General features: G+C 71.2%; 20 protein-coding genes and 2 tRNA genes. 6 read left to right on the forward strand and 16 right to left on the reverse strand.

All coding sequences use genetic code 11. The annotated features are described in order from the left end of the window. Positions 1-121: 121 nt before the first annotated feature. A complete protein-coding gene (locus tag ACFUPX_RS06950; protein WP_383317239.1) occupies positions 122-1,360 on the reverse strand; it encodes a PLP-dependent aminotransferase family protein in 1,239 nt (412 codons plus the stop codon). A gap of 558 nt (positions 1,361-1,918) precedes the next feature. Here ACFUPX_RS06950 and ccsB point away from each other — a divergent pair. Next, the gene (ccsB, locus tag ACFUPX_RS06955; protein ID WP_383317241.1) at positions 1,919-3,007 is read left to right on the forward strand and encodes a c-type cytochrome biogenesis protein CcsB; all 1,089 of its coding nucleotides are present in this window, start codon (positions 1,919-1,921) and stop codon (positions 3,005-3,007) included. Positions 3,008-3,082: 75 nt separating this feature from the next. Here ccsB and holA read toward each other — a convergent pair whose 3' ends face one another. Further along, positions 3,083-4,069: a DNA polymerase III subunit delta gene (gene holA / locus ACFUPX_RS06960; protein ID WP_383317245.1), complete on the reverse strand. Its 987-nt coding sequence runs from the start codon at positions 4,067-4,069 to the stop codon at positions 3,083-3,085. Between the two features lie 93 nt (positions 4,070-4,162). Between holA and ACFUPX_RS06965 the strand changes: the two genes are divergently transcribed. Then, positions 4,163-4,408, forward strand: a complete 246-nt coding sequence (locus ACFUPX_RS06965) for a hypothetical protein (protein WP_371529219.1) — start codon at positions 4,163-4,165, stop codon at positions 4,406-4,408. A 39-nt stretch (positions 4,409-4,447) separates the two neighbouring features. On the opposite strand, the gene ACFUPX_RS06970 is transcribed toward ACFUPX_RS06965, so the two are convergent. From ACFUPX_RS06970 to leuS, 6 genes are all read right to left on the reverse strand, one after another. Beyond that, complete coding sequence (locus tag ACFUPX_RS06970; RefSeq protein ID WP_383317511.1) at positions 4,448-5,413, reverse strand: YceI family protein; 966 nt, start codon at positions 5,411-5,413, stop codon at positions 4,448-4,450. A gap of 197 nt (positions 5,414-5,610) precedes the next feature. Then, the gene (locus tag ACFUPX_RS06975) at positions 5,611-8,394 is read right to left on the reverse strand and encodes a ComEC/Rec2 family competence protein (RefSeq protein ID WP_383317250.1); all 2,784 of its coding nucleotides are present in this window, start codon (positions 8,392-8,394) and stop codon (positions 5,611-5,613) included. Continuing rightward, positions 8,391-9,182: a helix-hairpin-helix domain-containing protein gene (locus ACFUPX_RS06980; RefSeq protein ID WP_383317253.1), complete on the reverse strand. Its 792-nt coding sequence runs from the start codon at positions 9,180-9,182 to the stop codon at positions 8,391-8,393. Before ACFUPX_RS06980 ends, ACFUPX_RS06975 begins: the two co-directional genes overlap by 4 nt. A gap of 781 nt (positions 9,183-9,963) precedes the next feature. Beyond that, positions 9,964-10,809, reverse strand: a complete 846-nt coding sequence (locus ACFUPX_RS06985) for a DegV family protein (RefSeq protein WP_383317257.1) — start codon at positions 10,807-10,809, stop codon at positions 9,964-9,966. Positions 10,810-10,908: 99 nt separating this feature from the next. Next, positions 10,909-11,682, reverse strand: a complete 774-nt coding sequence (locus tag ACFUPX_RS06990) for a hypothetical protein (RefSeq protein WP_383317260.1) — start codon at positions 11,680-11,682, stop codon at positions 10,909-10,911. A gap of 152 nt (positions 11,683-11,834) precedes the next feature. After that, complete coding sequence (gene leuS, locus ACFUPX_RS06995) at positions 11,835-14,744, reverse strand: leucine--tRNA ligase (protein ID WP_383317263.1); 2,910 nt, start codon at positions 14,742-14,744, stop codon at positions 11,835-11,837. Between the two features lie 414 nt (positions 14,745-15,158). On the opposite strand from leuS, the gene ACFUPX_RS07000 reads away from it, so the two are divergent. Continuing rightward, positions 15,159-16,391, forward strand: coding sequence for a cytochrome b/b6 domain-containing protein (locus ACFUPX_RS07000; protein WP_383317265.1), 1,233 nt, complete (start codon positions 15,159-15,161; stop codon positions 16,389-16,391). Continuing rightward, entirely contained in the window at positions 16,388-17,983 is a 1,596-nt protein-coding gene (locus ACFUPX_RS07005) for an NADH-ubiquinone oxidoreductase-F iron-sulfur binding region domain-containing protein (protein WP_383317268.1), read from the forward strand. The genes ACFUPX_RS07000 and ACFUPX_RS07005 overlap by 4 nt, the downstream gene beginning before the upstream one ends. 60 nt (positions 17,984-18,043) lie before the next feature. On the opposite strand, the gene ACFUPX_RS07010 is transcribed toward ACFUPX_RS07005, so the two are convergent. Continuing rightward, positions 18,044-18,116, reverse strand: a tRNA-Ala gene (locus ACFUPX_RS07010). Positions 18,117-18,227: 111 nt separating this feature from the next. On the opposite strand from ACFUPX_RS07010, the gene ACFUPX_RS07015 reads away from it, so the two are divergent. Beyond that, on the forward strand, positions 18,228-19,484 hold the full coding sequence (locus ACFUPX_RS07015) for a glycosyltransferase 87 family protein (RefSeq protein WP_383317271.1): 1,257 nt from the start codon (positions 18,228-18,230) through the stop codon (positions 19,482-19,484). On the opposite strand, the gene ACFUPX_RS07020 is transcribed toward ACFUPX_RS07015, so the two are convergent. The 3 genes from ACFUPX_RS07020 to ACFUPX_RS07030 all read right to left on the reverse strand — a co-directional run bounded on the left by ACFUPX_RS07020 (position 19,463) and on the right by ACFUPX_RS07030 (position 21,456). Further along, positions 19,463-19,696, reverse strand: a complete 234-nt coding sequence (locus tag ACFUPX_RS07020; protein ID WP_006137425.1) for a hypothetical protein — start codon at positions 19,694-19,696, stop codon at positions 19,463-19,465. The genes ACFUPX_RS07015 and ACFUPX_RS07020 overlap by 22 nt on opposite strands. Positions 19,697-19,699: 3 nt before the next feature. Next, positions 19,700-19,891, reverse strand: a complete 192-nt coding sequence (locus ACFUPX_RS07025) for a hypothetical protein (protein ID WP_383317275.1) — start codon at positions 19,889-19,891, stop codon at positions 19,700-19,702. Positions 19,892-19,977: 86 nt separating this feature from the next. Then, positions 19,978-21,456, reverse strand: a complete 1,479-nt coding sequence (locus ACFUPX_RS07030; RefSeq protein ID WP_383317279.1) for an MFS transporter — start codon at positions 21,454-21,456, stop codon at positions 19,978-19,980. Positions 21,457-21,550: 94 nt separating this feature from the next. On the opposite strand from ACFUPX_RS07030, the gene ACFUPX_RS07035 reads away from it, so the two are divergent. Beyond that, the gene (locus tag ACFUPX_RS07035) at positions 21,551-22,462 is read left to right on the forward strand and encodes a helix-turn-helix transcriptional regulator (protein ID WP_383317282.1); all 912 of its coding nucleotides are present in this window, start codon (positions 21,551-21,553) and stop codon (positions 22,460-22,462) included. Here the strand turns inward: ACFUPX_RS07035 and ACFUPX_RS07040 are convergent. The 4 genes from ACFUPX_RS07040 to ACFUPX_RS07055 form a co-directional block, all read right to left on the reverse strand. Then, a tRNA-Ala gene (locus ACFUPX_RS07040) sits at positions 22,454-22,526 on the reverse strand. The genes ACFUPX_RS07035 and ACFUPX_RS07040 overlap by 9 nt on opposite strands. A gap of 163 nt (positions 22,527-22,689) precedes the next feature. Next, complete coding sequence (locus ACFUPX_RS07045; RefSeq protein WP_383317285.1) at positions 22,690-23,331, reverse strand: histidine phosphatase family protein; 642 nt, start codon at positions 23,329-23,331, stop codon at positions 22,690-22,692. Further along, positions 23,328-23,774: a ribosome silencing factor gene (gene rsfS, locus ACFUPX_RS07050; RefSeq protein ID WP_383317288.1), complete on the reverse strand. Its 447-nt coding sequence runs from the start codon at positions 23,772-23,774 to the stop codon at positions 23,328-23,330. Before rsfS ends, ACFUPX_RS07045 begins: the two co-directional genes overlap by 4 nt. Positions 23,775-23,942: 168 nt before the next feature. Then, complete coding sequence (locus ACFUPX_RS07055; RefSeq protein ID WP_383317291.1) at positions 23,943-25,709, reverse strand: LCP family protein; 1,767 nt, start codon at positions 25,707-25,709, stop codon at positions 23,943-23,945. Between the last annotated feature and the right edge of the window lie 10 nt (positions 25,710-25,719).

A 25,719-nucleotide genomic window follows, 5' to 3' on the forward strand; every position in this document is an offset into this window, starting at 1 on the left:
TTTCTTCTTCCTTCTTCATGCAGGCCGAACAACAGTTTTCGGGCAGGGGAATCCTGTCCGCGGATTCCAGATGCAGCGGTGCTACTAACGGATGCTGAACACCGGGCGGGGATTTTGTGTGTCAGACACCGCATTGCTCGCGAATGAACTCCGCGAGACGGTCGACGCCGATCGTGATGTCGTCCGGGGACAGATAGCTGAAGGACAGCCGGATCTGCTGTCGCGGCCGTCCGTCGCCGTAGAAGTGGTGCATGGGGGTCCACAGGACCCGGTGCCGGCGCGCGGAATGCTCGAGCAGTTCGTCGTCGACCGGGAAGGGGACCGTGATGACGACGAAGAATCCGCCCGCCGGCGTATTCCAGGTCACCTCGGGACGGCTTCCCGCGGGGAAGTTCCGCTCGAGTTCCTTGAGCAGATGCCGGAGGTTTCCCTGGTACAGCTCCGTTTCCCGTACGTTCGCCGCGCGCAGGCTGTAGTCGTTCTCCAGGAGCTTTCCGCCGATCACCGCCTGGGCGACCGGTGGGGTGTTCACCGTGAGCATGCTCTTGATCTTCGCCAGTTGGTCGGCGAAGAGTTCGGTCCCGCCGTCCGCCGTCGCCACCTGCTGGTCGGCGACCACAAATCCGATCCGCGCACCCGGGAGGCCGGTCTTGGCGTACGAACCGAGGTAAACGACGCGCCTGTCCCGGTCGAGGGACTTGAGCGTCGGGAGCGGTTCGATGCCGGTGGCCTGAAAGATCCCGTAAGGGTTGTCCTCAAGGATGAGGAAGTCGTGCTCGCCGGCCAGCCGGAGCAGGGATTCCCTGGATTCACGGCTGAGACTGGCGCCCGAAGGATTGGCGAAATCAGCCACGACGTAGCAGGCGCGCGGGCGCAGTCCGGCCGCCTTCGCCTCCCCGGCCACCCGTGCGAGATCGTCCAGGTCGATGCCGTCGGCGCTCTCTTTGACGGGAAGTACCCGCATATCCGCCAGTTCGGCAGCACCCGTCGCCCCCACGTAACAGGGCATCGGGGCGAGCAGCACGTCTTCCTCGGTCCGGCGCAGCGCGCGCAGGGCGAGGAAGAGCGCCTCCTGGCAGCCGACCGTGACGACCACGCTCTCGGGATCGACGTCGATGTTCTCGTCGACGGAGAGATTCTTGGCGATCAGGCCGTGAATGATCCCCTTGGTCCTGCCGTACTGCAGAAGAGTTCGGCGCGTCCGGGCCACGTCCCCGTCGTGCTCCGAAAGGAGATGGCCCTCGAAGACGCGGAGATGGCGATGCATGTCCGCGGTGTCGAAGAATCCTTCGTACGGCCGCCCCGCGGCGAGCGAGAGCGCGTCCGGAAAACGCTGTGCGACCTCATTGAGAAAGTTCATCGATTCGATGACCGGCGAATCGAGAGACGTATGCAGATCGATGAGACTCAGTTCTGCGTGCATAAAGTGCCGGCCGTACGCGGCCGAATCCCCTCCGAGACAGAACGGAGGCCCCCTGCTTCTCACCATGTGAACACGGAACCCCGGCCCCCGCTTTGAGGGTTCCCTGCGAATGGCACCCGTGAAAGTGGCTTGCATCACACGGGAATCAAGAGCAGATCCAGCGGAGACAGGCGGAAATCAATGGGCACGAAACACAACTTGATCGATTCAATCATGGTGCCTGAGTGGCCGTCAACCTCCCCTCTAATCAAGGGCGTCGGGGCAACTCCCTGAGTTCCGCCACAAGTCGCGCACCGCTCCCCCGAGTTCCCCGCCCACCGCTTCCCGGCCCGGCGGACCCGATGGCGGCGGTGCGCCAACTGGCCCAAGGTGGCCCGGCATTGCTCTTTGCACACGCGGGCCCCGGATGCCGTCGGGAAGGGCGCGGAGGCTAGGCTGATCCCGGGCGTGGACCGCGCCCGGATCGCAGTCTGAATCCTTCAAAGGGGCAGAGAAGTGAATCTGGCCGCCGCCAACGAGAACTTGGCGCACATCAGCAATGTGCTGATCTATTCGTCAATGGCTGTCTACACGTTGGCCTTCCTCGCCCATATCACCGAATGGATTTTCGGCAGCCGCAGCAAGGTCGGCCGTACGGCCGCGGCGCTCGTCGCCGACGGCGATGCGGGGGCCGGGAGTGCGACCGCGGGGGCGGGCACGGCACAGGCGAGCGGCGGGACGGCGGTACTCGACCGGCCGAAGGTGATCGGCCGCTCCACGGCCGACGCACGCGACGTCAAGGACGGCCCCGGTGCGCACGGCGGCGACGAGAAGGGCGACCTCTACGGCCGGATCGCCGTGTCCCTCACCGTGCTCGCCTTCCTCACCGAGGCCGGTGGCGTGCTCAGCCGCGCCCTCTCGGTGCGGCGGGCGCCGTGGGGCAACATGTACGAGTTCAGCCTCACGTTCTCCACGGTGGCCGTCGCCGTCTACCTCGTGCTGCTCCTGACGAAGAAGGACGTGCGGTGGATCGGTCTGCCGCTGGTCACCACCGTCCTGCTCGACCTGGGTATCGCGGTCACCTGGCTCTACACCGACAGCGCCCCCCTGGTCCCCGCCCTGCACTCCTACTGGCTGTGGATCCACGTCTCCACGGCCATCTTCTGCGGCGCGGTCCTCTACCTCGGCGCGGTGTCCAACCTCGTCTTCCTCTTCCGCGACTCGTACGAGAGCAAGCTCGCCAAGGGCGGCACGCCCGGCCGGTTCGCGACCTCCGTCATGGAGCGGCTGCCCGCCGCGGTCAACCTCGACCGCTTCGCCTACCGCGTGAACGCCGCGGTCTTCCCGCTGTGGACGTTCGCGATCGTCGCGGGCGCGATCTGGGCGGGCGACGCGTGGGGCCGCTACTGGGGCTGGGACCCCAAGGAGGTCTGGTCCTTCATCACCTGGGTCGCCTACGCCTGCTACCTGCACGCACGCGCGACCGCGGGCTGGAAGGGCCGCAAGGCCGCCTCACTCGCCCTGATCGCCTTCAGCTGCTACCTGTTCAACTACTACGGCGTGAACTTCCTCTTCGGCGGCAAGCACGCCTACTCCGGGGTCTGAGCCGAGCCGGTTCGCGTCGCGCTGGGTGGGGCTTGCGCGAGGTGGGGGGCGCGGGGGGGGCGCCCGTGGACGGGTTCAGCCGCGGCGGAACCTGGCCGCGCGGGCGATGGCGACGACCGCCTTCTCCAGTGCGTACTCGGGGTCGTCCCCGCCGCCCTTGACCCCCGCATCAGCCGCAGCGACGGCGGTCAGCGCGGCGGCCACTCCGTCCGGCGTCCACCCCCGCATCTGCTGGCGGACCCGGTCGATCTTCCAGGGCGGCATGCCCAGCTCACGGGCGAGGTCGGCGGGACGCCCGCCCCGCGCGGAGGAGAGCTTGCCGATCGCCCGCACGGCCTGGGCGAGGGCGCTGGTGATCAGGACGGGGGCGACACCGGTCGACAGGGACCAGCGCAACGCTTCGAGCGCTTCGGCGGCCCGCCCCTCCACGGCACGGTCGGCCACGGTGAAGCTGGAGGCCTCGGCCCGGCCCGTGTAATAGCGGCCGACGACCGCCTCGTCGATCGTGCCCTCGACGTCCGCCACCAGCTGGGACACCGCCGAAGCGAGCTCCCGCAGATCGCTGCCGATCGAGTCCACCAGCGCCTGGCATGCCTCGGGCGTGGCCGAACGGCCCAGGGCGCGGAACTCGCTCCGCACGAACGAGAGCCGGTCCGCGGCCTTGGTCATCTTGGGGCAGGCGACCTCACGGGCGCCCGCCTTGCGTGCCGCGTCGAGCAGGCCCTTGCCCTTGACCCCGCCCGCGTGCAGCAGGACGAGGGTGATCTCCTCGGCCGGCGACCCGAGATACGCCTTCACGTCCTTGACCGTGTCGGCCGACAGATCCTGCGCGTTGCGGACGATCACGACCTTGCGCTCGGCGAAGAGCGACGGGCTTGTCAGCTCGGCGAGCGTGCCGGGCTGCAACTGGTCGGACGTGAGGTCGCGCACGTCCGTGTCCGCGTCGGCGGCACGGGCGGCGGCGACCACCTGCTGCACGGCGCGGTCGAGGAGGAGGTCCTCCTGGCCCACGGCGAGCGTGAGAGGAGTCAGCGGGTCGGCGGTATCTGTCTTCCTGGCCATCGCGGTAAGCATCCCACGAGGCACTGACAGCCCGTCCCGTACTGCCGGTCCCGTGCCGCCCGCCCTGTCTCGCGCTGCTGCCAGAATGGGCAGGTGACCGACGTACGACATGTCCTGGTGCTGCCCGACCGCGATGCCGCGGAGGAAGTGGCCGAAGAGCTCCCCGACCGTTTCGGCGTGCGCGAGCAGCCCCAGCTCGTCCGTGACGCCCTGGCGGGCGAGGACGACGCCGAGGACGCCCAGTGGCTGGTCGTGGTCGAGGACCCCGACCGGCGCCTCGACCGCGCGGCCCTGGACGAACTGGCGGCGGAGCACGAGGGCTGGCTCGAAGCTCCCTGACCGGCTGACCGGCTGACCGGCCTCACGCAGCTGTGCGGTTCAGCCCTTGCGCAGGACCTGGATGTCGAGGTCGATCGTGATGCTGGGCCCGATGGCCGCGATGCCGCGGGCGAGCATCGTCTGCCAGTTGATCGTGAAGTCGTCGCGGTGCAGCTCGGTGGAGGCGCGGCAGGCGACGCGGGTCTCCCCTTCAAGCCCCTGGCCCACCCCGAGGTACTCCGTCTCGAGCGTGACCGTGCGCGTCACGCCGTGCAGCGTCAGACCGCCGGTCAGCACCCAGCGGCTGCCGCCCTTGTGCACGAAGCGGTCGCTGTAGAACTCCACCGTCGGGAAGCGCTCCACGTCCAGGAAGTCGCCGGACCGCAGGTGGTCGTCGCGCATCTTCACCGCGGTGTCGATGGAGGCGGCGTCGATGACGACGTGCATCGCGGACTCCTCCATCTGCTCGCCCAGCCGTATGGCTCCCGCGAAACTGTTGAACCGGCCGTGGATACGGGCAAGCCCGATGTGCCGCGCGGTGAAGGCGACCGAGGAATGCAGGGGGTCGATCTCCCAGTCACCGGCCTCCGGGAGCGCCGGGGGCTGCGCGATCTGGAGCATGACGTCACCGAGCGAGGCGTGCGCGCTCTCCCCGACCGTGGCGTTCGCCCGGTAGGGAGTGAATCCTTCCGCCGAGACCGCCAGGCGGTAGTCCCCGGCCGGAACGGTCGCGACGAACGAACCGAACGGATCAAGACCCCCACCGACGACCTTGCGCCCCATGGCATCGCTGACCGCGAACTCCGCGTGCCGCACGGGCTCGTTGACGGGGTCGAGCACCCGGCAGCTGAGCACTCCCGCACGGGGCGGAACCGCCACGGCGGACAAGGGCCCCCCGGCCCGCCCTGCCCCACCGGCCCGCCCCACTCCCCCGACTCGCCCTGCCCCACCGGCTCGGTTCGTCCGATCGACTCGGTTCGTCCGATCGACTCGGTTCGTACGGTCTCCCAGCCAACGGCCGAACACTTGCGACACACCCCCACGCACCTTGACAACTCCTGTCACGAAGAGGCATTCGATCACCGTTGCGGCATTCGATGCAACACGAACCCACTTCGCAGTAATGCTGCGCTAGAGCTTGAACTGTCACGAGTAGCCCGAATTGGCCCCTGCGAGCGACCGAGCCGCGATGCTGGGGCTTCCGCAGGGTGGGCTAGGGCGGGCTAGGGCGGGCGAGTGGCCACCTTCAGGGCCGGAGCCGCCCCGTCCACCGACCCGGCCTCCGTTCCGCCCTTGGGCCCGATGACCGCGATCGAGCCGCTCGTGTCCGTCCGGAACACCTCCGCTCCCCCGGCCCGCAGCGCCGCGACCGTACGAGGTGCCGGGTGTCCGTACGAGTTGTCCTTGCCGCAGGAGATGAGTGCGAGGCGTGGCGCGGTCCGCCGCAGGAGCCCGGGGTCTTGGTAGGCCGAGCCGTGGTGGGCGACCTTGAGGACGTCCACGGGTGGCAGCGCCGCCACGGCAGGCGTGCGGGCCAGGGCCCGCTGGGCGGGCGGTTCGAGATCGCCGAGCAGGAGCAGGGTCACCCCTTGGGCGCGCACGAGCAGGGTGACACTGGCATCGTTCGGCCCTTCGGGAGTCGGCACCTGCCCCGCTCCCGGAGCTGGCCCCGGCGCCGTCGACATCGGCGACTGCGGCGGCGGCTGCGGCTGCTGCGGCGGCGGCTGCGGCTGGGTCGGCATCGGCATCGGCATCGGCCAGAGCACTTGCCAGTCGAGGAGGCCAACGCCCGCACGGCGCCGCTCTCCCGCCGCCGCGTCGCTCACGGGAATCCGGTGGGCAGCCGCCTGTTCGCGCACGAACCGTGCCTGTTCGGGAGGCTCTTGATACCCCGTCGTCTGGATCGCCCCGACCGAACGCCCCCGCAGCACGCCCGGCAGCCCCGCCACATGATCCGCATGGAAGTGGGTCAACAGGACGAGTGGCACACGGGTCACGCCGAGCGAACTCAGACAGCGGTCCACGAGCACCGGGTCCGGCCCGGCATCCACCACCACCCCCGCCCCGTCCCCCGCGGCCAGCACGGTGGCATCCCCCTGGCCCACGTCACACATCGCGAACCGCCACCCCGGCGGCGGCCAGCCCGCGATCACCCGGGTGAGGGGCGGGGGTTGCACGATCGCCAGGACAAGCAGCAGGGCACAGAGCGCGCTGAGCCAGGCATGCCGGACGAGCCTGCGGCCGACCAGGACCACGCCGACCGTGGCGAGGGCGAGCAGCAGACCGCCACGCCAGCCGCCGGGCCAGTCGACACCGCTGCCGGGCAGGGCCGCACCCGTGCGGGCGATGTCCGCGATCCATGAGGCGGGCCAGCTCGCGCACCAGGCGAGCCCCTTGGCGACCGGCATCGCCAACGGCGCCGCCGCGAGCGTGGCGAAGCCGAGGACCGTCGCGGGGGCGACGGCCACCTCCGCGAGGAGATTGCAGGGGATCGCCACCAGGCTCACCCGCGCCGCGAGGACGGCGACGACGGGCGCGCACACCGCCTGCGCGGCAGCCGCGGCGGCCAGTGCCTCCGCCGGACGTGGGGGAACCCGGCGCCTTTGCAGGGCGGCGCTCCACCTCGGCGCCAGGGTGAGAAGGGCGCCGGTGGCGAGCACGGAGAGCAGAAAGCCAGGGCTGCGGGCCAGCCATGGGTCGTACAGGACGAGCAGCAGTACCGCCGCGGCGAGGGCCGGGATCAGCGACCGGCGCCGACCGGTGCCGATGGCCAGCAGCGCGATCAGCCCGCAGGCCGCGGCCCGCAGCACGCTCGGGTCCGGTCGGCAGACGATGACGAAGCAGAGGGTGAGAGCGCCGCCGAGCAGCGCGGTCGCCCGCAGCGGAATCCCCAGCCGTGGGGCGAGGCCACGCCGTTCGGCACGCTGAGCGAGGCCGGGCGGGCCGATGAGCAGGGCGAGGACGATGGTGAGATTGGCCCCGCTGACGGCGAGGAGGTGCGTCAGATCGGTCGCCCTGAACGCCTCATCCAGCTCGGGCGGCACGCGGGAGGTGTCCCCCACCACCAGCCCGGGCAGCAGCGCCCTGGCATCGGGCGCCAACCCGTCCGTGGCCTCCCGCAACCCGCCCCGCAACCGCCCCGCCAGGCGCTGCGGCCCGGACGGCGCCTCGATCACCAGCGGTGTCCGCTCTTCGTCCACCCGGAGCACCGCCGCGACACGGTCGCCCTCCGGCAGAGGAGGCGCGAGGCTCGCCTGGACGCGCAGCTTGGTCGACGGCAGCAGCTTGAGCCAGCGCGCCTTGGACCAGGGACCGGCGGAGTCCTCGCCGCCTGCCCCGCCCTTGCTCCGGTGTCCGTCCCCGGCAAAGACCAGGACCGGGGTCCGTGTCACGGAGGTCGAGCCGTCCGCCGCCCTGACCCGGACGATCTCCGCGTTGAGCATGACGGAGGGCGGCATGGCATGGGCTCCCGTGACGCGGGGCCTGGTGAGCCGAGGGTCGGAGGTGATCTCCAACTCGACCTCCGCTTCGGCATAGTGCCGAGCCAAGGCAGGAACCGGCCCCCGGTGCAGGTCGGCCCCGTGCAGCGCCGCGGAGCCGGCGGCCGCCGCGGCACAGAGGAGGACTGCCGCCACCGACACCCGCCGCCAGGGCTGCCGCCGCGCCGGGACCGCATCCACCCCCGGCGCACCATCCCGCACACCACCCGCCGGGCGCGCCCGCACCGCCCCTTCCGGGTGCGCCCGCACCGTCCACGTCACCAACAGAACGCCGGCCACCGCCACACCCACCACCACGGCTGCGATCACCCACCGGGGCGGGGCGTCCAGTGCCAGGGCCGCCGTCCCCCAGGCCGCGAGGGCGGGCGGCACCAGGCGAAGGTCCAGCGGGCCCTCCTGGCGGGGGTGGGCGTCGCCGAGTCGACGCCCGGACGCGGCGCCAACTGTGTTGTCGGGCGGGCCCGTCGAGGCTCCGGGGACCACGGCCGCCTGACTTCTCGACCTCATGGCCGCACGAGATTCTGCAGGTCGGCATAGCGCTTGTCGCCGATTCCGTTGACCTCGCGCAACTCCTCCACCGAGCGGAAGCCGCCGTGTTCGGTGCGGTAGTCGATGATGTGCTGGGCCAGCACGGGGCCGACACCCGGCAGTTCGTCGAGCTGCTCGGGCGTGGCCGTGTTGAGGCCGACCGGAGCGGCTGGACCCGCTCCCGTCGACCCGGCGGCCGCCCCCGCACCAGGCACCGCCGGAGCCACTGGATCCGATGGAGCCGATGGAGCAGCCGGGGCGCCCACCACCACCTGTTCGCCGTCGATGAGCAGGCGGGCGCGGTTGAGCCCTCCCGTGTCCGCGCCGGGGCGAACCCCGCCCGCGGCCTTCAGTGCGTCGGCGACCCGGGAACCCGCGGGCAGCCGCAGAATTCCGGGGCTGCGGACCTTCCCGCTGACGTCCACCACGACCCCACCGCCGCCCGCACCGGGCGCACCGCTCGCTCCGGCCGTCGCCCGGCCACCACCCTCCGCAGGAGGCGGAGCCCCCGGGGACGGAGACGGCTCCGCGCCCCGATCAGGCGCCGCCCCGACCACGTCCGGAGCCCGCACCGGCTGCGTCCGCCCCGCCCAGAAGTGCTGGGCGGCGAACACCGCGGCGATGACGAGAACCACCGCGAGCGCGACGATGCTCCGTCGCTCAAGACCACACCGCAGTTGCAGCCACACCGGCAACCGCTCCCGCACAGCAAGCCCCACCCGCCCCCACAGCGTCGGCGCCGACACACCCTCGGCCAGAACCGACACAGGCTGCCGAAGCTTGGGCTCCACCCGGTCCCGAGACGGCACCACCGACTGCGGCACAGCCTGGGACTCGCCCCGAGACGGCAACACCGGCCGAGGAGACGACACGACCTGCGGCTGGACCCAGGACGGCACCCCAGGCCGAGACGGCGACACAACCCGCGGCTGCGACAGAGGCACCGGCACCCCCTGCGCCCCCCGCACCGGCACGCCCCGAGGCCCCCGAACCGCCCGCCCGCGCCCCACCTCCGACCCACCCGGACCCGGCGGCACCCCCACTCCCAACACACCCGGCTCCGGCGGCGCCCCCGACCTCAACCCCCCACCGGCACCCTCCCGTTCAGGCTCGGCGAAGAGCGACTCCGCGCGCTGCCGCAACGCCTGCGCCCGCGCCTCCGCCGAGGCATGTCTGCGCCGGGCCGCCCGCCTGCGGGCGTGCCCGTATCGCTCGCGGCCGTCCGGAGCAGGGCCGCCGGGAGCGCGGTCATCAGTGGTGCGTCCACCGGAAGCGCGGCCGTCGGAAACGCGTCCACCGGAAGCGCGGCCATCGGAAGCGCGGCCGTCCGACGCGGGGCCTCGCCCCGGTCCGCTCGTCGCGGCAGGTGTCCGTGAAAGTGATCGAAGTGCCATGCCGACGACGCTAGGGACCCCGGCGAAATCATGTTGATCTTGGTCAATTCCCGTGGATTACCCAGCGGTTGTGGATAACTCCGCCACCCACAAGCACCCCGCCGCCCTCATCCACCACCGGCGCCCACGCCCACGGACACGCCTCACCCACACCTCACCGAGGCGAAATCACAGCCCCCAACAACCCGGGCCCCGTATGCGCCCCGATCACCGCCCCGACCTCGCTGACGTGCAGCTCCGCAAGGCCCGGCACCCGGTCCCTGAGCCGGTCCGCGAGGGTCGACGCCCGTTCCGGCGCCGCCAGGTGATGGACCGCGATGTCGACGGGGTCGGCCCCGGCCCGCTCGACCACGATCTCCTCGAGCCTCGCGATCGCCTTGGACGCCGTCCGCACCTTCTCCAGCATCTCGATCCGCCCGCCGTCCAGCTGGAGCAGCGGCTTCACGGCGAGCGCCGAACCCAACAGTGCCTGCGCGGCGCCGATCCGGCCGCCCCGGCGCAGGTAGTCCAGGGTGTCGACGTAGAAGTACGCGGACGTGTTCGCGGCCCGCTTCTCCGCCGCGGTGACCGCCTCGTCCACTGAGCCCCCGGACTCGGCGGCCTCCGCCGCCGAGAGCGCGCAGAAGCCCAGGGCCATCGCGACCATTCCGGTGTCCACCACCCGCACCGGCACCGGCGCGTCCTTCGCCGCGAGGACGGCAGCGTCGTACGTGCCCGAGAACTCGGCGGACAGATGCAGCGAGACGATGGCCTTCGCGCCCGCATCGGCGACCCTGCGATAGGTCTCGGCGAAGAGTTCCGGGCTGGGCCGCGATGTGGTGACGGAGCGCCGCTTCTGCAGCGCCAGGGCCAGGGAGCGGGCGGAGATCTCCGTGCCCTCTTCGAGCGCCTGGTCACCGAGGACCACGGTCAGGGGTACCGACGTGATGCCGTGCCGCTCCATCGTCCGCTGCGGCAGATAGGCCGTTGAATCCGTGACGATCGCGACATGACGGGACATGCGGTGGAGATTACCTGCCTGGGCCCGAAGGCGGCAGCCCGACCCCTCGCGGGTCAGTGTGCCAGCCGTGCTCCCGGCCGTGCCACGTCACCCGTGCGCTCACGTCGTGCTTTCGGGCCTGGCCTGCTTCTCCCAGGGGTAGGAGGGCCGCGGCGTCGGCGGCGTGATGGCGGGCCGCTCGGACTCCTCAGCCGATGCGGACGGCCTCGACTGCTCCGGCCGGCCCGGCTGACCCGACGGCTCCGTCCAGGTCTGTTCCGCGCTCCTGCCCGCGTCGGGCGCCTGCTCGGGCTCCGGCCAGGCGGCCGGGGTCTGGGTGGGCGCCGGCTCCTTCGTCCAGTGCCGCAGCGCGCCCGTCTCCAGGTCGATCTGCGAGCTCAGCGACTCCAGGTCGTCGTCCGCGAAACGGTGGGCCCTCTCGCGCACCGCCCACCGCAGCGAGTCCGCCGACTTCGTGATCTGGGTCGTACGCTCCCGCAGCGCGGGGAGTCGCTGGGCCAGGGAGACCTTGTCCGGGTCCCGCTCGAGGCGCCGGAGCTCCTCGTCCAGCTCGTGGCCGTGCGCGCTGAGCCGCTCGAAGAGCCCCAGGGACTCCTTCAGCGAGGCGTCCTCGGCCACACCCGCGTGCAGGGCGTCCTGCGTGGCCCGCATCGACGTACGCAAAGAGAGCCGCAGCTGGGCCAGTTCGGCGGACGAACCCACCTGCGCGAAGCTCTTCGCGCGAAGCGTCGTGTCCTCCACCGAACGGCGTGCCTGCGAGATCGTGCGGTCCACGCCGCGCTTGGCGGCACCGATCGCCTTCACCGTCATGTACGCACCAAAGACCACGAACAGCAGGACGAGTAGCGCCACGATCACGCCCACGGCTTCCATGACGCTCCTTCCAGGTCCTGCGGCGGGTCCGCACCGACTCCTCAACGGTAAACGCAAAGGGCAGGCCGAGGGTTCCAGCGGAACCCCCAACCTGCCCGTAGGGGACTACCCTCATGCCCCCTCGCGCGACTCGGGCCGGCCAGGGGCCGAACTCAGGCCGGAACGATGTTCACCAGCTTCGGCGCCCGCACGATGACCTTGCGGATCCCGGCGCCGTCCAGCGCCGCCAGCACCCTCTCGTCGCCCAGGGCCACCTTCTCCAGCTCCTCGTCCGAGATCGACGGGGGGACCTCCAGGCGCGCCCTGACCTTGCCCTTGATCTGCACGACGCAGGTCACGGTCTCGTCCACGACGTACGCCGGGTCTGCCACGGGGAAGTCCTGGTGGACGACCGAGTCGCCGTGGCCCAGCTTGCGCCACAGCTCCTCGCCGACGTGCGGGGCCAGCGGAGCGATCAGCAGCACCAGGCGCTCGGCGACCGGGCGCGGCAGCGCGCCGCCCTCCTTGGTCAGGTAGTTGTTCAGCTCGGTGATCTTGGCGATGGCGGTGTTGAACCGCATGCCGTCCAGGTCCTGGCGCACGCCGTCGATCGCCTTGTGCAGGGCGCGCAGCGTGCCCTCGGCGACGTCGGACTCCGCGACGTCCGTGACGGTGACCTCACCGGTGGACTCGTCGACGATCAGACGCCACATGCGCTGCAGCAGGCGGTACTGGCCGACGACCGCGCGCGTGTCCCACGGGCGCGAGACGTCCAGCGGCCCCATCGCCATCTCGTACAGACGCAGGGTGTCCGCGCCGTACTCCTCGCAGATCTCGTCCGGGGTGACCGCGTTCTTCAGGGACTTGCCCATCTTGCCCAGCTCGCGCTTGACCGGCTCGCCCTCGAAGAAGTACTGGCCGTCGCGCTCCTCGACCTCGGTGGCCTGGACCGGGAAGCCACGGCTGTCGCGGTACACGTAGGCCTGGATCATGCCCTGGTTGAACAGCTTGTGGAACGGCTCGGCGGACGAGATGTGCCCCAGGTCGAACAGGACCTTCGACCAGAAGCGGGCGTACAGCAGGTGCAGCACCGCGTGCTCGGCGCCGCCGACGTACAGGTCGACGCCGCCCGTCGGCCGGCCCTCGCGCGGGCCCATCCAGTACTGCTCGATGGCCGGGTCGACCAGCTTCTGGTCGTTGTGCGGGTCCAGGTAGCGCAGCTCGTACCAGCACGAACCGGCCCAGTTGGGCATGGTGTTGGTCTCGCGGCGGTAATTTCGCAGACCAGACCCGTCGCCCAGGTCCAGCGTGACGTTGACCCAGTCCTCGTTGCGGGACAGCGGCGTCTCCGGAGAGGTGTCCGCGTCGTCCGGCTCGAAGGTGCGCGGGGAGTAGTCCTCGACCTCCGGCAGCTCCAGGGGCAGCATCGACTCGGGCAGCGAGTGGGCGACGCCGTCCTCGTCGTAGACGATCGGGAAGGGCTCGCCCCAGTAGCGCTGGCGGCTGAACAGCCAGTCGCGCAGGCGGAAGTTGACGGTGCCCTCGCCGATGCCCCGGGTGGCCAGCCAGCCGGTGATGCGCGCCTTGGCGTCGACGACGCCCAGGCCGTCCAGGGAGATCTCCGGGTTCGAGGAGTTGATCAGCTTCGCCTCGTACGAGGAGAAGGCCTCGTCCCACGCCGAGGTGTCGGTGCCGCGGTCATCGGACGGCTCCACCACACAGCGCATCGGCAGGTGGAAGGCGCGCGCGAAGGCGAAGTCGCGGCTGTCGTGCGCCGGGACGGCCATGATCGCGCCGGTGCCGTACCCCATCAGTACGTAGTCGGCGATGAAGACCGGGACCTGCTCGCCGCTGACCGGGTTGGTGGCGTAGACGCCGGTGAAGACGCCGGTCTTCTCCTTGGCGTCGGCCTGGCGCTCGACGTCGGACTTGGACGCGGCGAACGCGCGGTACTTGGCGATGGCCTCGGCCGGGGTGGCGTGCCCGCCGGTCCACGTCTCGTGGGTGCCCTGGGGCCAGGCGTCGGGGACGACCTTGTCGACCAGCTCGTGCTCGGGCGCCAGGACCATGTAGGTGGCGCCGAACAGGGTGTCCTGGCGGGTGGTGAAGACGGTGATCGCGTCGCCGTCCTCGGAGCCGACGGGGAAGGCGACGCGGGCGCCTTCGGAGCGGCCGATCCAGTTGCGCTGCTGCAGCTTGATGGCCTCGGGCCAGTCCAGCGCGTCCAGGTCGTCCAGCAGGCGGTCCGCGTACGCGGTGATGCGCATGTTCCACTGGCGCAGCTTGGCCTTGAAGACGGGGAAGTTGCCGCGCTCGGAGCGTCCGTCGGCGGTGACCTCCTCGTTCGCCAGGACGGTGCCCAGGCCGGGGCACCAGTTGACGGGCGCGTCCGACGCGTACGCCAGGCGGTACTCGCTCAGGGCCTCGGCGCGCTCCGTGGCGTCCAGTTCGCTCCACGCGCGCGTGGTGCCCGGTACGGCACGCTCACCGCTGTCGAACTTGGCGACCAGGTCGGCGATCGGGCGGGCCTTGCCGGCCTCCGCGTCGTACCAGGAGTTGAAGATCTGTACGAAGATCCACTGGGTCCACTTGTAGTAGTCCGGGTCGATCGTCGCGAAGGAGCGGCGCTTGTCGTGGCCCAGGCCCAGACCGCGCAGCTGCGACTTCATGTTCTCGATGTTGGCCTCGGTGGAGACCCGGGGGTGGGTGCCCGTCTGCACGGCGTACTGCTCGGCGGGCAGGCCGAAGGCGTCGAAGCCCAGGGTGTGCAGGACGTTGTGGCCCGTCATGCGCTGGAAGCGCGCGTAGACGTCCGTGGCGATGTACCCCAGCGGGTGGCCGACGTGCAGGCCCGCGCCGGAGGGGTAGGGGAACATGTCCATGATGAACCGCTTGGGCTTGGCGACCAGCGCGGCCTGCGCGTCCCCGTCCGCGGCCAGGTCACCGCTCGGGTTCGGCGCTTCGTACGTGCCGTTCGCGTCCCAGAAGTCCTGCCAGCGTGCCTCGATGTCGGCGGCCAGGGCGGCCGTATAGCGGTGCGGTGCGGCCACCTCGGAGGCGGCAGCAGAATTCGTCTCGCTCATGATCCTCAAAGCTCCATCGATCGTCTCTGCCTGCGGAAATGACCGTCCCGGCCAAATGAAAAAGCCCCTCACACAGGAGGGGACGCCGCGCCGATGCCGACCGCGATTTTCCGGCGGTCGGGACTGATCAGCGCGGCCCGCTAAGCAGAAGGCGTACGGCACGCATGGCGTCAGGGTACCGCAGCGCCCCCGTGACCCGCGACGAGGTTCCACCGCGCCGACCACGGCCGCTCCGGAGTCGCGCGGAGGCCCGGAACCCGACCTTTGGCCAAGGGTTACCCCGCGTACCGACCTCTATCGGGGCAACACCAAGATCGCATCGCTTTTAGATAACGACGCAATAACTCAAACCTCGTACTCACTGGTATGAGGCCACTTAGCATGCGGCGATCGAGCCATTTCGGAGTCGCCCCCATGAACCCTCTGAATCCGCATCGTCAGAGCCGCACCAACCGCTCCAACCGTTCAAGCCGCAAGAGCCGTTCGTTCGCAGCCTTCCCCGAACCGAGCAGAACCACGCGCGGAGTCCTGACCACCGCCGCACTTCTGCTGATACCCCTGCTCGTCATAGTCGGCAGCGACGCCTTCCGCGCCGCCCTCGACTTCACCACCGGCGTCCTGTCCCTGGTCTCCCTGACCGCCGCCGTCGTCTGGGGCCTGGTCGCCACCGACCGGCTCTTCCTGCACTCCCGTCAGCGACTGCTCGCCCAGGCCGTGCACCGGGCCACAGCCGTCGCCTCCATCGGCTTCCTTCTGCTGCACGTCACCGTCAAACTCGCGCTCGACCACGTGTCGCCGGTCGGCGCCCTCATCCCCTTCGGGCTCGGCTTCTCGGGCAGCGACGGGCTCATCGGCCTCGGCTCGCTCGCCGGGCTCCTCATGGTGGTCACGGCCGTCACCGGGGCCCTGCGCAGCGCCTTCGCCTCGCCCGCCCAGGTCGCGTCCCGATGGCGTGCGCTGCACATGCTCGCCTACCCCGCCTGGTGCTCGGCGCTGATCCACGGTCTGTACGCGGGACGCGCGCCCAAGCCGTGGGTGATCGCCCTGTACTGCCTCTGCCTGTTCGCCGTCGCCGGCGCGGTCGCGTTGCGCGCGGCCCCGCTGCCGATCAAGCGGAAGGTCGCCGCCCGGATCCTGGCCCTGCTCGAACCTGAGGGCAGGGCCCGCAACCGGGAGGCCGTCCGCCGGGACACCGCCGAGTCCCCGCTCCCCGGCACGACCGCCGCTCCCGGCCGCGGCCCCGAAGCCGCCTCCGACCCGCCGCCGGTGGTCGGCATCGCCGCCGCCTACCGCGTCCTGGGCTCCACCAGCAGGCCCACGGAGGTCCTGCCGATCACCGACCCTCCGCCACCGCGCTGGCCCTCCCCGTCCCCGCCGCCCCCGGCCGAGGCCCCGCACATCCCCTACGACCCCCCGTACGACACCCATTCCCAGGCGTACGGCTCCGAGGACACCCCCTACCGCTCCCACGACACCGCCTACGAGCCGCCGTACGACCCGCCGTACGAAGCGGCCCACCACCCCCCGTACGAGGCGCCGTACCAAGCCCCGTACGACAACGGCCCCGCCACCGAGCCGCTGCCCCACACCTTTCAGGCGCCGAGCTCGGGCGAACCCTGGAACGCCGCCACCGGAGGCAACAAGTGAACGCGTCGCTGCCCGACGTCCCCGAAGTACGCGTCGTCGGGCTTCCCCTCCTGACTTCCGGCTTCGACCTGGTCGAGCGCCTCGATCTGGCGATGCACCTCAAGGTGCACGGCCCGCTCGAACCCATGGCGGGCGAGTCCCTCGCCTCCCTCTCCGAGGCCATCTCGCTGCGCGGCCGGGGCGGCGCAGGCTTCCCCTTCGCCAAGAAGCTGCGCGCGGTCGCCGACGCGGCGATACGTCGCGGCGTGCGCCCCGTGGTCGTCGTCAACGGCAGCGAGGACGAGCCCGCCTGCCGCAAGGACACCGTCCTGATCAACCGCGCCCCGCACCTCATCCTCGACGGCGCTCTCCTTGCCGCCGAGGCCCTGGGCGCCCGCACCCTCGTCGTGGGCGTGACCCGGGACTCCACCGAGTCCTCGATGCTCGCGGCGCTCGCCGAGCGCGGCCTGACCAACCGGCGCGGATCGAGCATCCGCGCGCGCGTGCAGCGCAATCCGGTGCGCATGGTGACCGGCGAATCGTCGGCCCTGGTGCGCTCGGCGGACGGCGGCCCCCCTGTGCCGCCGGGGCGCAAGGTGCGCACCTCCGACTCCGGAGTGGGCGGGGCGCCCACCCTGCTGTCCAACGCGGAGACCTTCGCCCAGCTCGCGGTCGCCGCCCGGATCGGCGCCGACCGCTACTGCCGCACCGGCCTGCGCGAGGAGCCCGGTACGGTCCTGCTCACCGTCTCCGGAGCCGTCGCCCGGCCGATGGTGGTCGAGGTGCCCACAGGAGTGCCCCTGCGGTACGTCCTTCAGCTCGCCGGCGCCCCGCCGCTCCCCCAGGGCGTCCTGACGGGCGGCTATCACGGCAAGTGGCTCGACGCGGTCACCGCGCACGACGCGGTCGTCTCACGCGCCTCCCTGGAGGCCTGTGGAGGCGCGCTCGGCGCGGGCGCGATCCTGCCGATCGGCCCCGGCACCTGCCCGCTCGGGGAGGCGCTGCACGTGGCGAACTGGCTGGCCTCCGAGAGCGCCGGGCAGTGCGGCCCCTGCTATCTGGGCCTCCCGGCGGCGGCCCGCGGCCTCGCGGACGTCCTGGACGGCGGCGGCCCCACCGCGTTGGAGGCGCTGCGCGAGGTGACACGGGCCGTGAAGCGACGCGGCGCCTGCAAACACCCCGACGGCACGGCGGCCTTCATCGACTCCACGATCTCGGCGTTCACGGACGACCTCGCCGCGCACGTACTCGGCGGCGGCTGCGGCCGCCCCGTCGAGGGCGTCCTGCCGCTGCAGGCGGAGGTCTCCTCGGCCGAGGCCCCCAGCGGCCGCAGGCTCGCCGTCGACTGGACGCTCTGCCAGGGCCACGGGCTGTGCGCGGACATCATCCCCGAGCTGATCCAGCTGGGCCCGGACGGCTTCCCCGGGGTGGCGGAGGCGTCCGTACCGCGCTACTCCGAAGCGCGCGCCGAGCGTGCCGTACGCCGCTGCCCCGCGCTCGCGCTGCGCATCGAGGAGGACCCGTCGGCGCCCTCCCCGCGTACGGCGCTGCCGCTCGCGCTCCCGCCGGGGCGCGGCCGTGGCCGCAGGGCGCTCGGCAGCGGACGGCAGTAACCCACAAGAAGACACACGAAAGCGGGCCACCCGATCCGGGTGGCCCGCTCTCATCTGCTGTGGAGCTAAGGAGAATTGAACTCCTGACCTCCTGCATGCCATGCAGGCGCTCTACCAACTGAGCTATAGCCCCTTGCCTGTCCGCCCGGTTTCCCCGGCGGCTCCGCCAACATTACACGGTCCTCCCCGTGCTCCACCAAATCGTTTCCGGTCTGTACGGATACGGCCGGTACTGTCAGCCTTCGTGACCGTGATCGCGCTTGTCGGCGCCCGCCGCCGCGTGCCCCTCGCCGCCGGGGTGTGCCTGCTCTCCTTCACGGCCTTCTGGTTCGCGCAGCGTGCCGCGGACGTCTCGATGATCGACCTGATGGTCTACCGCGCCGAGGGCGAGACCGTGCGCGCGGGCGGCGATCTCTACGCGCTTCGCACCACCGAGGCCCATCTGCCCACCACCTACCCGCCGTTCGCCGCCCTGCTGTTCACGCCGCTGACGCTCCTGGACACGGCGGACATGCGCACGCTGGCGACGCTGGGGAACCTGCTCCTCCTGGTGTCCTTCACGCACCTCGCTCTCCGGCTCGTCGGTCCCGTCCCGGGCGTCGGACCCCTCTGGGCCGTCGGGCACGCGCGCGTGGAGAGCGCCCTGTGGGTGTCCGCCCTCGCGGTCTGGGCCGAGCCGGTGTGGACGACCCTTCGCTACGGCCAGATCAATCTGCTGCTCGCCGTCCTGGTCCTGTGGGACCTGTCACGGCGCCCCGGCCACCGCTGGGCGGGCCTGGGCATCGGCATCGCGGCGGCGATCAAGCTCACGCCCGCGCTCTTCGTGGTGTTCCTGCTGCTCACCGGCGCCGCCGAGGCCGCGCGGCGCGGGCCTTGGCGCGCACCCACGCGCCACGCGTGCGTGGCGGCCGTCTCGTTCGCCGGTGCGACGCTGCTCGCGGCTGTTGCCCTGCCCTACGACTCCCGGCGCTTCTGGACCCGGATGGTCTTCGAGGCGGGCCGGGTCGGGCTCCCCGAAGACACCGCGAACCAGTCGCTGCGCGGGGTTCTCGCCCGGCTCCTGCACACCGCCGAGCCCGGCATCTGGTGGGCGCTGGCCGCGGCGGCGGCCGGTGTGCTCGGGCTCACGGTCGCGGTGCGCGCGGCCCTGCGCGGGGAGCGTGGCCGAGCCGCGGTGAGCTGCGCGGCGACGGCGCTCCTGGTCAGCCCGGTGTCGTGGTCGCACCACTGGGTGTGGTGCGTGCCGATGGCGCTGCTCGTGTGGACGGACGCGGCGCGCCGGGGCGGCCGGGCCCGGTGGGCGGGCACCGGCTCCGTCGTCCTCGTCTTCTGTTCGTACGCCCTGTGGTGGGTCCCGCACGGCGTGGGACGGCTTGAACTCGGCCAGAATTATGGCGAGATGACGCTGTCCGCCCTCTACGTGGGGACCGCTTTCGCGTTCCTCCTGCAAGGACTGCCCCGCCCGTGGGTCACACGGGATCAGGCCGTGGCGAAGGAGTAGAAGCGCTTGAGCGTGCAGTGTTCGTCGAGCAGCCGGCCATAGATCGGCTCCCCTTCGAGCTCGCGGTACGTCTCGATGGGGTCGCCCTTTATGATCAGCGCCCGCGCGCACTCCTCGCACCAGTACTGGTAGTCCTGGTTGACCGGTTCCATGTCGCGGACGATCGGCGTACCACTGCCGCACCAGTCGCACTTCCGCCTGTGTGCACCCATCAATCAGCTCCAGCTGCGGCCGCAGGCCGTGCACACGTACGAGACACCGCCGTTGTCACCCAGCATCTGGGCGACATGGGACGAACCGCAGGACGGACGGAACAGGAGGGAGATCGCTGCGGAGGGAGCGGCAGCGCGGCACGGCGCGGCCACTGCGACGGGGCGGTCGGCCCCATCGGGGATGCTCGCAGGCATCGCTCTCCCTCCCGTCGGGTCACAATCGGTGATCTGGTGCGGTCCCCTTCCGGCTGTCCGATTCTGCCACGCCCTGAGCGACCCGGTCAGCGACGCAGTCGTACCAGTCCGGACACGGCGCCCAGCGCGGCCGCCCCGGCCAGGGCATAAGCACACACCAGCAGCGCGTCCGCGGATGAATACGCCCCCGGAGCCCCTTGTGACTCAAGCCGGTTGAGGAAAAGTGCGCCATAACACGCGACACCGATCAGCTGGCCGAGCTGAGCGACCGTCGAGAGGAGCCCGCTGGCGTCCGCGGCGTCCTCGGGCCGCACCGTGGAGAGCGCCCGGGTGAGCGTCGGGCTGAACCCGAGGGAGAGACCCGCGCCGATCCCCACGAAGGCCGCATACAGCCACGGCCCGCCCTCCCCGCCGTCCCGCAGCAGCAGCCCCACCGCGACCGCCGACACCGCGGTGAGCACGAACCCGCCCGGGATGAGTGCCCGTTGGACCGCCGCCGGCCAGCGGCGCCAGGTCAGGCCGACCGCGCCGAAGACCACCGCGGTCGGTGCGAACGTCAGGCCGGCGCGCAGCGCGCTGTAGCCGAGGCCGCCCTGGACGTGCAGCGTGAGCACGAACAGGAAGCCCGCGTTGACCGCCATCACGGCGGTGATCCGGAAGACCGCGAGGCCCATGCCGGGGATGCGCAGGACCCGCGGCGCGATCAGCGGCGCCCCGCCACCGCGGGCGAGCCGGGACTCGTACGCGCAGAAGAGCGCGAAGACGGCCACGGCCGAGCCCAGGGAGAGCCAGGACCACAGCGGCCAGCCCTCCTGCTGGCCGAGCACGAGCGGCACGGTGAGCAGCGACACGGCCGCGCCCAGCAGCACGAGCCCCGGCAGATCGAGTCCACGCCCCCGCTGCCCATGACCCGCCTTGCGGACGACGTCGCGCGGCAGCACCCGCCGCGCCATGATCAGCAGGACCACCCCGACCGGCACGTTCACCAGGAACACCGGACGCCAGCCCGTGCCGAACAGATCGGCGCTGACCAGGACTCCGCCCAGCACCTGCCCCGCGGCGGCCCCGACGGCGAGCACGGCCGCGTACGCGCCGAGGGCCTTCGTCCGGGCCTCTCCGGTGAAGTTGCGCTGGATCAGGCTGAGCACCTGCGGGATGAGAAGCGCCGAGCCCGCGCCCTGCAGCAGCCGGAAGGCGATCAACTCGCCCGTCCCCCGGCTGAGTCCGCAGGCCAGCGAGGCGGCGGTGAAGACCATGAGGCCGATGAGGTAGACGCGACGGTGGCCGATGCGGTCGCCGAGCCGCGCTCCGGTGATCAGGAGCACGGCGTACGTGATGGTGTATCCGGCGATGATCAGCTGCAACCCGGCGCCCGACGCGCCCAGTTCGACGCGGATGGTGGGTGCGGCGACGTTGACGATGAAGACGTCGAGCAGCGCCATGAACTGTGCGGCGATGACGACCGCGAGGAGCCGCCCGGAGCGATTGTCGGTGCCGGGGGCTTTACTGGACACAGGACTTGAACCAGCGGGATCCGCTGCGGTGGACGGGGTGGTCGTTGTCATGGCACCGAGCGTGACGGCGAGTTGGTACGGGTAACGAGAGCCCGCTGATGCTGGTACTGCCAGCACCTGGCACGGCTCGGGGCGTGCACCGACGATGGGGGATGTGACGACGATGGGGACGACTCAGCGACGCAGGCCGGAGCTCGCCACCTTCCTGCGCAGCCGCAGGGCCAGGGTGACGCCGGCCGACGTGGGCATGCCGCCGGGCCTGCGCCGCCGCACACCGGGCCTGCGCCGCGAGGAGGTCGCCCAGCTCTCCGGGGTCGGCGTCACCTGGTACACGTGGCTCGAGCAGGGCCGCCCCATCAACGCGTCGGCGCAGGTCCTGGACGCCGTGGCGCGCACGCTCCGCCTCGACAGGGTGGAGCGCGAGCATCTGTACCACCTGGCCGACGTTCCGTTCGCCCCGGACCACAAGACCTCTTCCCCCGAGGCCGTCGGCCCGGAGATCCAGGGCATCATCGACGCCCTCGACCCGCATCCGGCGGTGGTCTACAACGCGCGGTACGACATCCTCGCCACCAACCCCGCCTACCGGGATCTCTTCTTCGTCCCGCAGATAGAGGCGTTCGGCGTTCCGAACGTGCTGTGGACCCTGTTCATCGCGCCCGATCCCGTCTGCCCGCTGGTCTTCCGCGACGAGGAGCTGCCGGTGATGGTGGCGACACTGCGCAGTTCGTACGGACGGCACGTCGGCGAGCCCGCCTGGGAGGGCTTCATACGCCGCCTGTCGGGCGCGAGCGCGCACTTCGCCGAGCTGTGGGAGAGCGGGGACGTGGCGCCGCCGGGGCCGCGCGTGAAGACGTTCCGGCACGAGGCGGTCGGCGAGCTGCGGATGACGTCGGTCTCGCTGTCCATCAACGGCCTGCCGGAGTGCCGGATCGTCGCGTACACACCGGACGACGAGGAGAGCCGCGGCAGGGCGGCCGAGCTCCGTGCGCTCAGGCCCCCGGAAACGCAGGAATCCCGCCCTCTGATGAGGACGGGATCCCGATTGTGGAGCTAAGGAGAATTGAACTCCTGACCTCCTGCATGCCATGCAGGCGCTCTACCAACTGAGCTATAGCCCCTCGTGCCACGCGGCTGAGCCGCGTGTGTTCTGTCCCGCTCGGCGGGCGAACAAGAAGAACTTTAGCCTGCGACGAGCCGGAATGTGAAATCCGGGTGACGGGCCCTCCCAGGCCCTCCGACCAGCGGCTCTCCTGCCCGCTGCCCGACCCGCCCCGTCCAGGGCTAATCGTCGTCGCCGAGCACCGGCTCCGGCAGCGTGCCCGCGTTGTGCTCGAGCAGGCGCCAGCCCCGCGCGCCCTGGCCGAGCACGGACCAGCAGCAGTTGGAGAGCCCGCCGAGGCCCTCCCAGTGGTGGGACTCCAGGCCGAGGAGGCGGCCGATGGTCGTACGGATCGTGCCGCCGTGGCTGACCACCACGAGCGTGCCGTTCTCCGGCAGCTTCTCGGCGTGGGCGAGCACGATCGGCGCGGCCCGGTCGGCGACCTCGGTCTCGAGCTCGCCACCACCGCGGCGCACCGATTCGCCGCGCTTCCACGCGGTGTACTGGTCGCCGAAGCGCGTGATGATCTCGTCGTGCGTCAGGCCCTGCCACTCACCGGCGTACGTCTCCTGGAGGCCCTGCTCGTGCGTGACCTCCAGGCCGGTGAGGGCGGCGAGCTCACTCGCGGTGGCCGCCGCCCGCTTGAGGTCGGAGGCCACGATGGCGTCCGGCTTCAGCGAGGCGAGCAGCCGGGCGGCGCGCCTGGCCTGCGAGATTCCGGTGTCGGTCAGCTCGATGTCCGTGGAGCCCTGGAAGCGTCGCTCCAGGTTCCAGGCCGTCTGGCCGTGCCGCCACAGGATGATCCGGCAGCCGCGGTTGGTCACCGAAGCTCACCGTCCAGGTCGGCCGCCTCCTCCGCAGCGCGCTGTTCGGCGTGCTCGGCGGCCTTGCCGCGGGTCGCGACGGCGTCGGCGGGGAGGTCGATCTCGGGGCAGTCCTTCCACAGGCGCTCAAGGGCGTAGAAAACACGCTCCTCGCTGTGCTGGACGTGCACCACGATGTCCACGTAGTCCAGGAGGACCCAGCGGGCTTCGCGGTCGCCCTCACGGCGCACCGGCTTGACGCCGAGCTCCTTGTTGAGCCGCTCCTCGATCTCGTCGACGATCGACTTGACCTGGCGGTCGTTGGGCGCGGAGGCGAGCAGGAAGGCGTCGGTGATCGACAGCACGTCACTGACGTCGTACGCGATGATGTCGTGCGCGAGCTTGTCGGCGGCCGACTGCGCGGCTGCCTTGATGAGCTCGATGGAGCGGTCCGTGGCGGTCACAAGTGAGCTTTCCTTCAGGTGGTCAAGACACCCCAAGGGTCTCACGGACCGCCGACAGCACTCCCGGCGATCGCTCGATCACCCTGTCTGCTGCGTCACCCCGCCGATAAAGCCCCGCAGGACCCGGCCGGGAAGGCTCCCGGCCGGGTCCGTGGCGTCACCCCGGCGTCATCCCGCGTCGTAGTCCTGGCCGAGGACGACCGACACATCCGCGTTCGGTGCGGTCTTGCCCTTGCGGACCGCGCCGTCCGGCAGCCCCAGGGTCTTGGCGACCTCGGTGGCCTGTGTCTTCTTGGCCGCGTCCGCGTACGTGACCTGGGAAGCGGCCTGGGCCGTGGAGCCCGCGCCGCCGTCCACGAAGGTGTAGCCGCCGTTGACCAGCGAGATCCGCGCGTCCTGTCCCGCGCCCTTGCTCCCGGAGGCGTTCTTGACGCCGACCCGTACGGCCGCGCCCTTCTCCGGGTTCTTGACCGCGCCGCCGAGGACCTCCTTGACCACGTTCGCGCCCGCCTGCTCCGAGAGCGTGCCGTCCTGCCGCACCGGGAGCCGCTCCGTGGAGTAGTCGCCGCCCTTCGCGCGGTCGGCGAGCTTGGCGAGGAAGGCGCCGAGGTCCTTCTCCTTGAGCGAGGGGTCCAGGATCTGGGCGAGCGACTGGACGGTGGTCGTCGCGGCCTGCGGGTCGGACGACAGCTTGCGCAGGACGCCCTGCATGACCTGGCCGAACCGGTTGAGCTGCGCGGTCTCGGACTCGCCGGACGCGCGGTAGGTGGCGTACGCGACGGCCATCGGACCGCTCAGGGTCTGCTGCTCGCCCTTCTTCACGAGGGGCGCCTGGCCCTTCTTGGCCTTGGGGTCCGGCACATCGGCGTCCGTGTCGACGTCGATGTTGCCGACCAGCTCGACGAGGTTGTTCAGGTACGGGGTGTCGAGCCGCCAGGTGCCCTCGACCTGGGTGCCGAGCAGGCCGTCGATCGACTCCCGGGTGCCGGTCGAACCGTCGTCGTCGACGGACTTGCCCAGCGTCGTTCCCGCGCCGTCGTCGTCCGTCACGGAGAGGGAGTTGGGCAGCAGGACGGTGGTGCCGCGCTTGGTCGTGGTGTTGTTGACCAGGAGCGCCGTGGAGGTGCCGCCGCCCTTGGTGTTGTGCAGGTGGACGACGATCACGTCGCGGTTCTGCGGTCCGGCCGCCGCGGCGGCGTCGCCGGACGCGTCGTCCGAGAGGCCGGGCAGCTTGCCCGCGTACCAGAGGTAGCCGACGCCGCCCGCGATCACGAGGGCGAGCACCACGACGAGCGCGACGACCCGGGAACGCCCGCGCCGCTTGGCCTCCTCGCGCCGCTCGGTGCGGCTCTCGGTGAACTTCAGCCAGTCGATGACGTCTTCGGACTCTTCGTCCGGCTCCTCGATGAAGGAGAACTGCTGCGTCTCGTACGCGGGATCGCGCTCCTGCTGCCGCCGGGGCCCGGGTTCCGGCTCCGGCTCCGCCTCCGGTTCCGGCTGCCGCGACTGCTGCGGGATCCAGCCGGTCTGCGTCTGCTGGGCGGCCTGCTGCTGGTACTGCTGCTGGGGCTGGGGCTGGGGCTGGGACTGGGACTGGGGCTGCTGGTCGTACGTCCCGTAGGAACCGGAGCCGTACGAAGCGTCGTACGAGGAGTCGTACGGCGGCACAGGAGCCTGCTGCCCCGTGCCCGTGGCGTACGGGTCGTAGCCGTAGCCCTGCGACGGCTGCTGCTGCTGAGGCTGCTGGGCCTGTTGGTGCTGGGCGGCCTGCTGCTGTGCCTGAGCCCCGTACTGGTCGTACGAAGCCGAGGGCTGCACCTGCTGGTACACCGGCTGGCCATACTCGTCGTACCCGACGACCTGGTACTGATCAGCCGCGTACTCGCCCGCATACGGGTCGCCGCCCGCATACGGGTCGTACTGTCGGTCGTTCACCGGTGCCCCT

This window comes from Streptomyces sp. NPDC057302 (assembly GCF_042667685.1).
Taxonomy (GTDB): domain Bacteria; phylum Actinomycetota; class Actinomycetes; order Streptomycetales; family Streptomycetaceae; genus Streptomyces.

Bases quoted from the DNA above. Each gene is read 5' to 3' on its own strand.
- ACFUPX_RS06950 (WP_383317239.1), bottom strand. From the start codon at position 1,360: ATGAACTTTCTCAATGAGGTCGCACAGCGTTTTCCGGACGCGCTCTCG.
- holA (WP_383317245.1), bottom strand. From the start codon at position 4,069: ATGGCCAGGAAGACAGATACCGCCGACCCGCTGACTCCTCTCACGCTC.
- ACFUPX_RS06975 (WP_383317250.1), bottom strand. From the start codon at position 8,394: ATGAGGTCGAGAAGTCAGGCGGCCGTGGTCCCCGGAGCCTCGACGGGC.
- ACFUPX_RS06985 (WP_383317257.1), bottom strand. From the start codon at position 10,809: ATGTCCCGTCATGTCGCGATCGTCACGGATTCAACGGCCTATCTGCCG.
- ACFUPX_RS06990 (WP_383317260.1), bottom strand. From the start codon at position 11,682: ATGGAAGCCGTGGGCGTGATCGTGGCGCTACTCGTCCTGCTGTTCGTG.
- leuS (WP_383317263.1), bottom strand. From the start codon at position 14,744: ATGAGCGAGACGAATTCTGCTGCCGCCTCCGAGGTGGCCGCACCGCAC.
- ACFUPX_RS07000 (WP_383317265.1), top strand. From the start codon at position 15,159: ATGAACCCTCTGAATCCGCATCGTCAGAGCCGCACCAACCGCTCCAAC.
- ACFUPX_RS07020 (WP_006137425.1), bottom strand. From the start codon at position 19,696: ATGGGTGCACACAGGCGGAAGTGCGACTGGTGCGGCAGTGGTACGCCG.
- ACFUPX_RS07025 (WP_383317275.1), bottom strand. From the start codon at position 19,891: ATGCCTGCGAGCATCCCCGATGGGGCCGACCGCCCCGTCGCAGTGGCC.
- ACFUPX_RS07030 (WP_383317279.1), bottom strand. From the start codon at position 21,456: ATGACAACGACCACCCCGTCCACCGCAGCGGATCCCGCTGGTTCAAGT.
- ACFUPX_RS07035 (WP_383317282.1), top strand. From the start codon at position 21,551: ATGGGGGATGTGACGACGATGGGGACGACTCAGCGACGCAGGCCGGAG.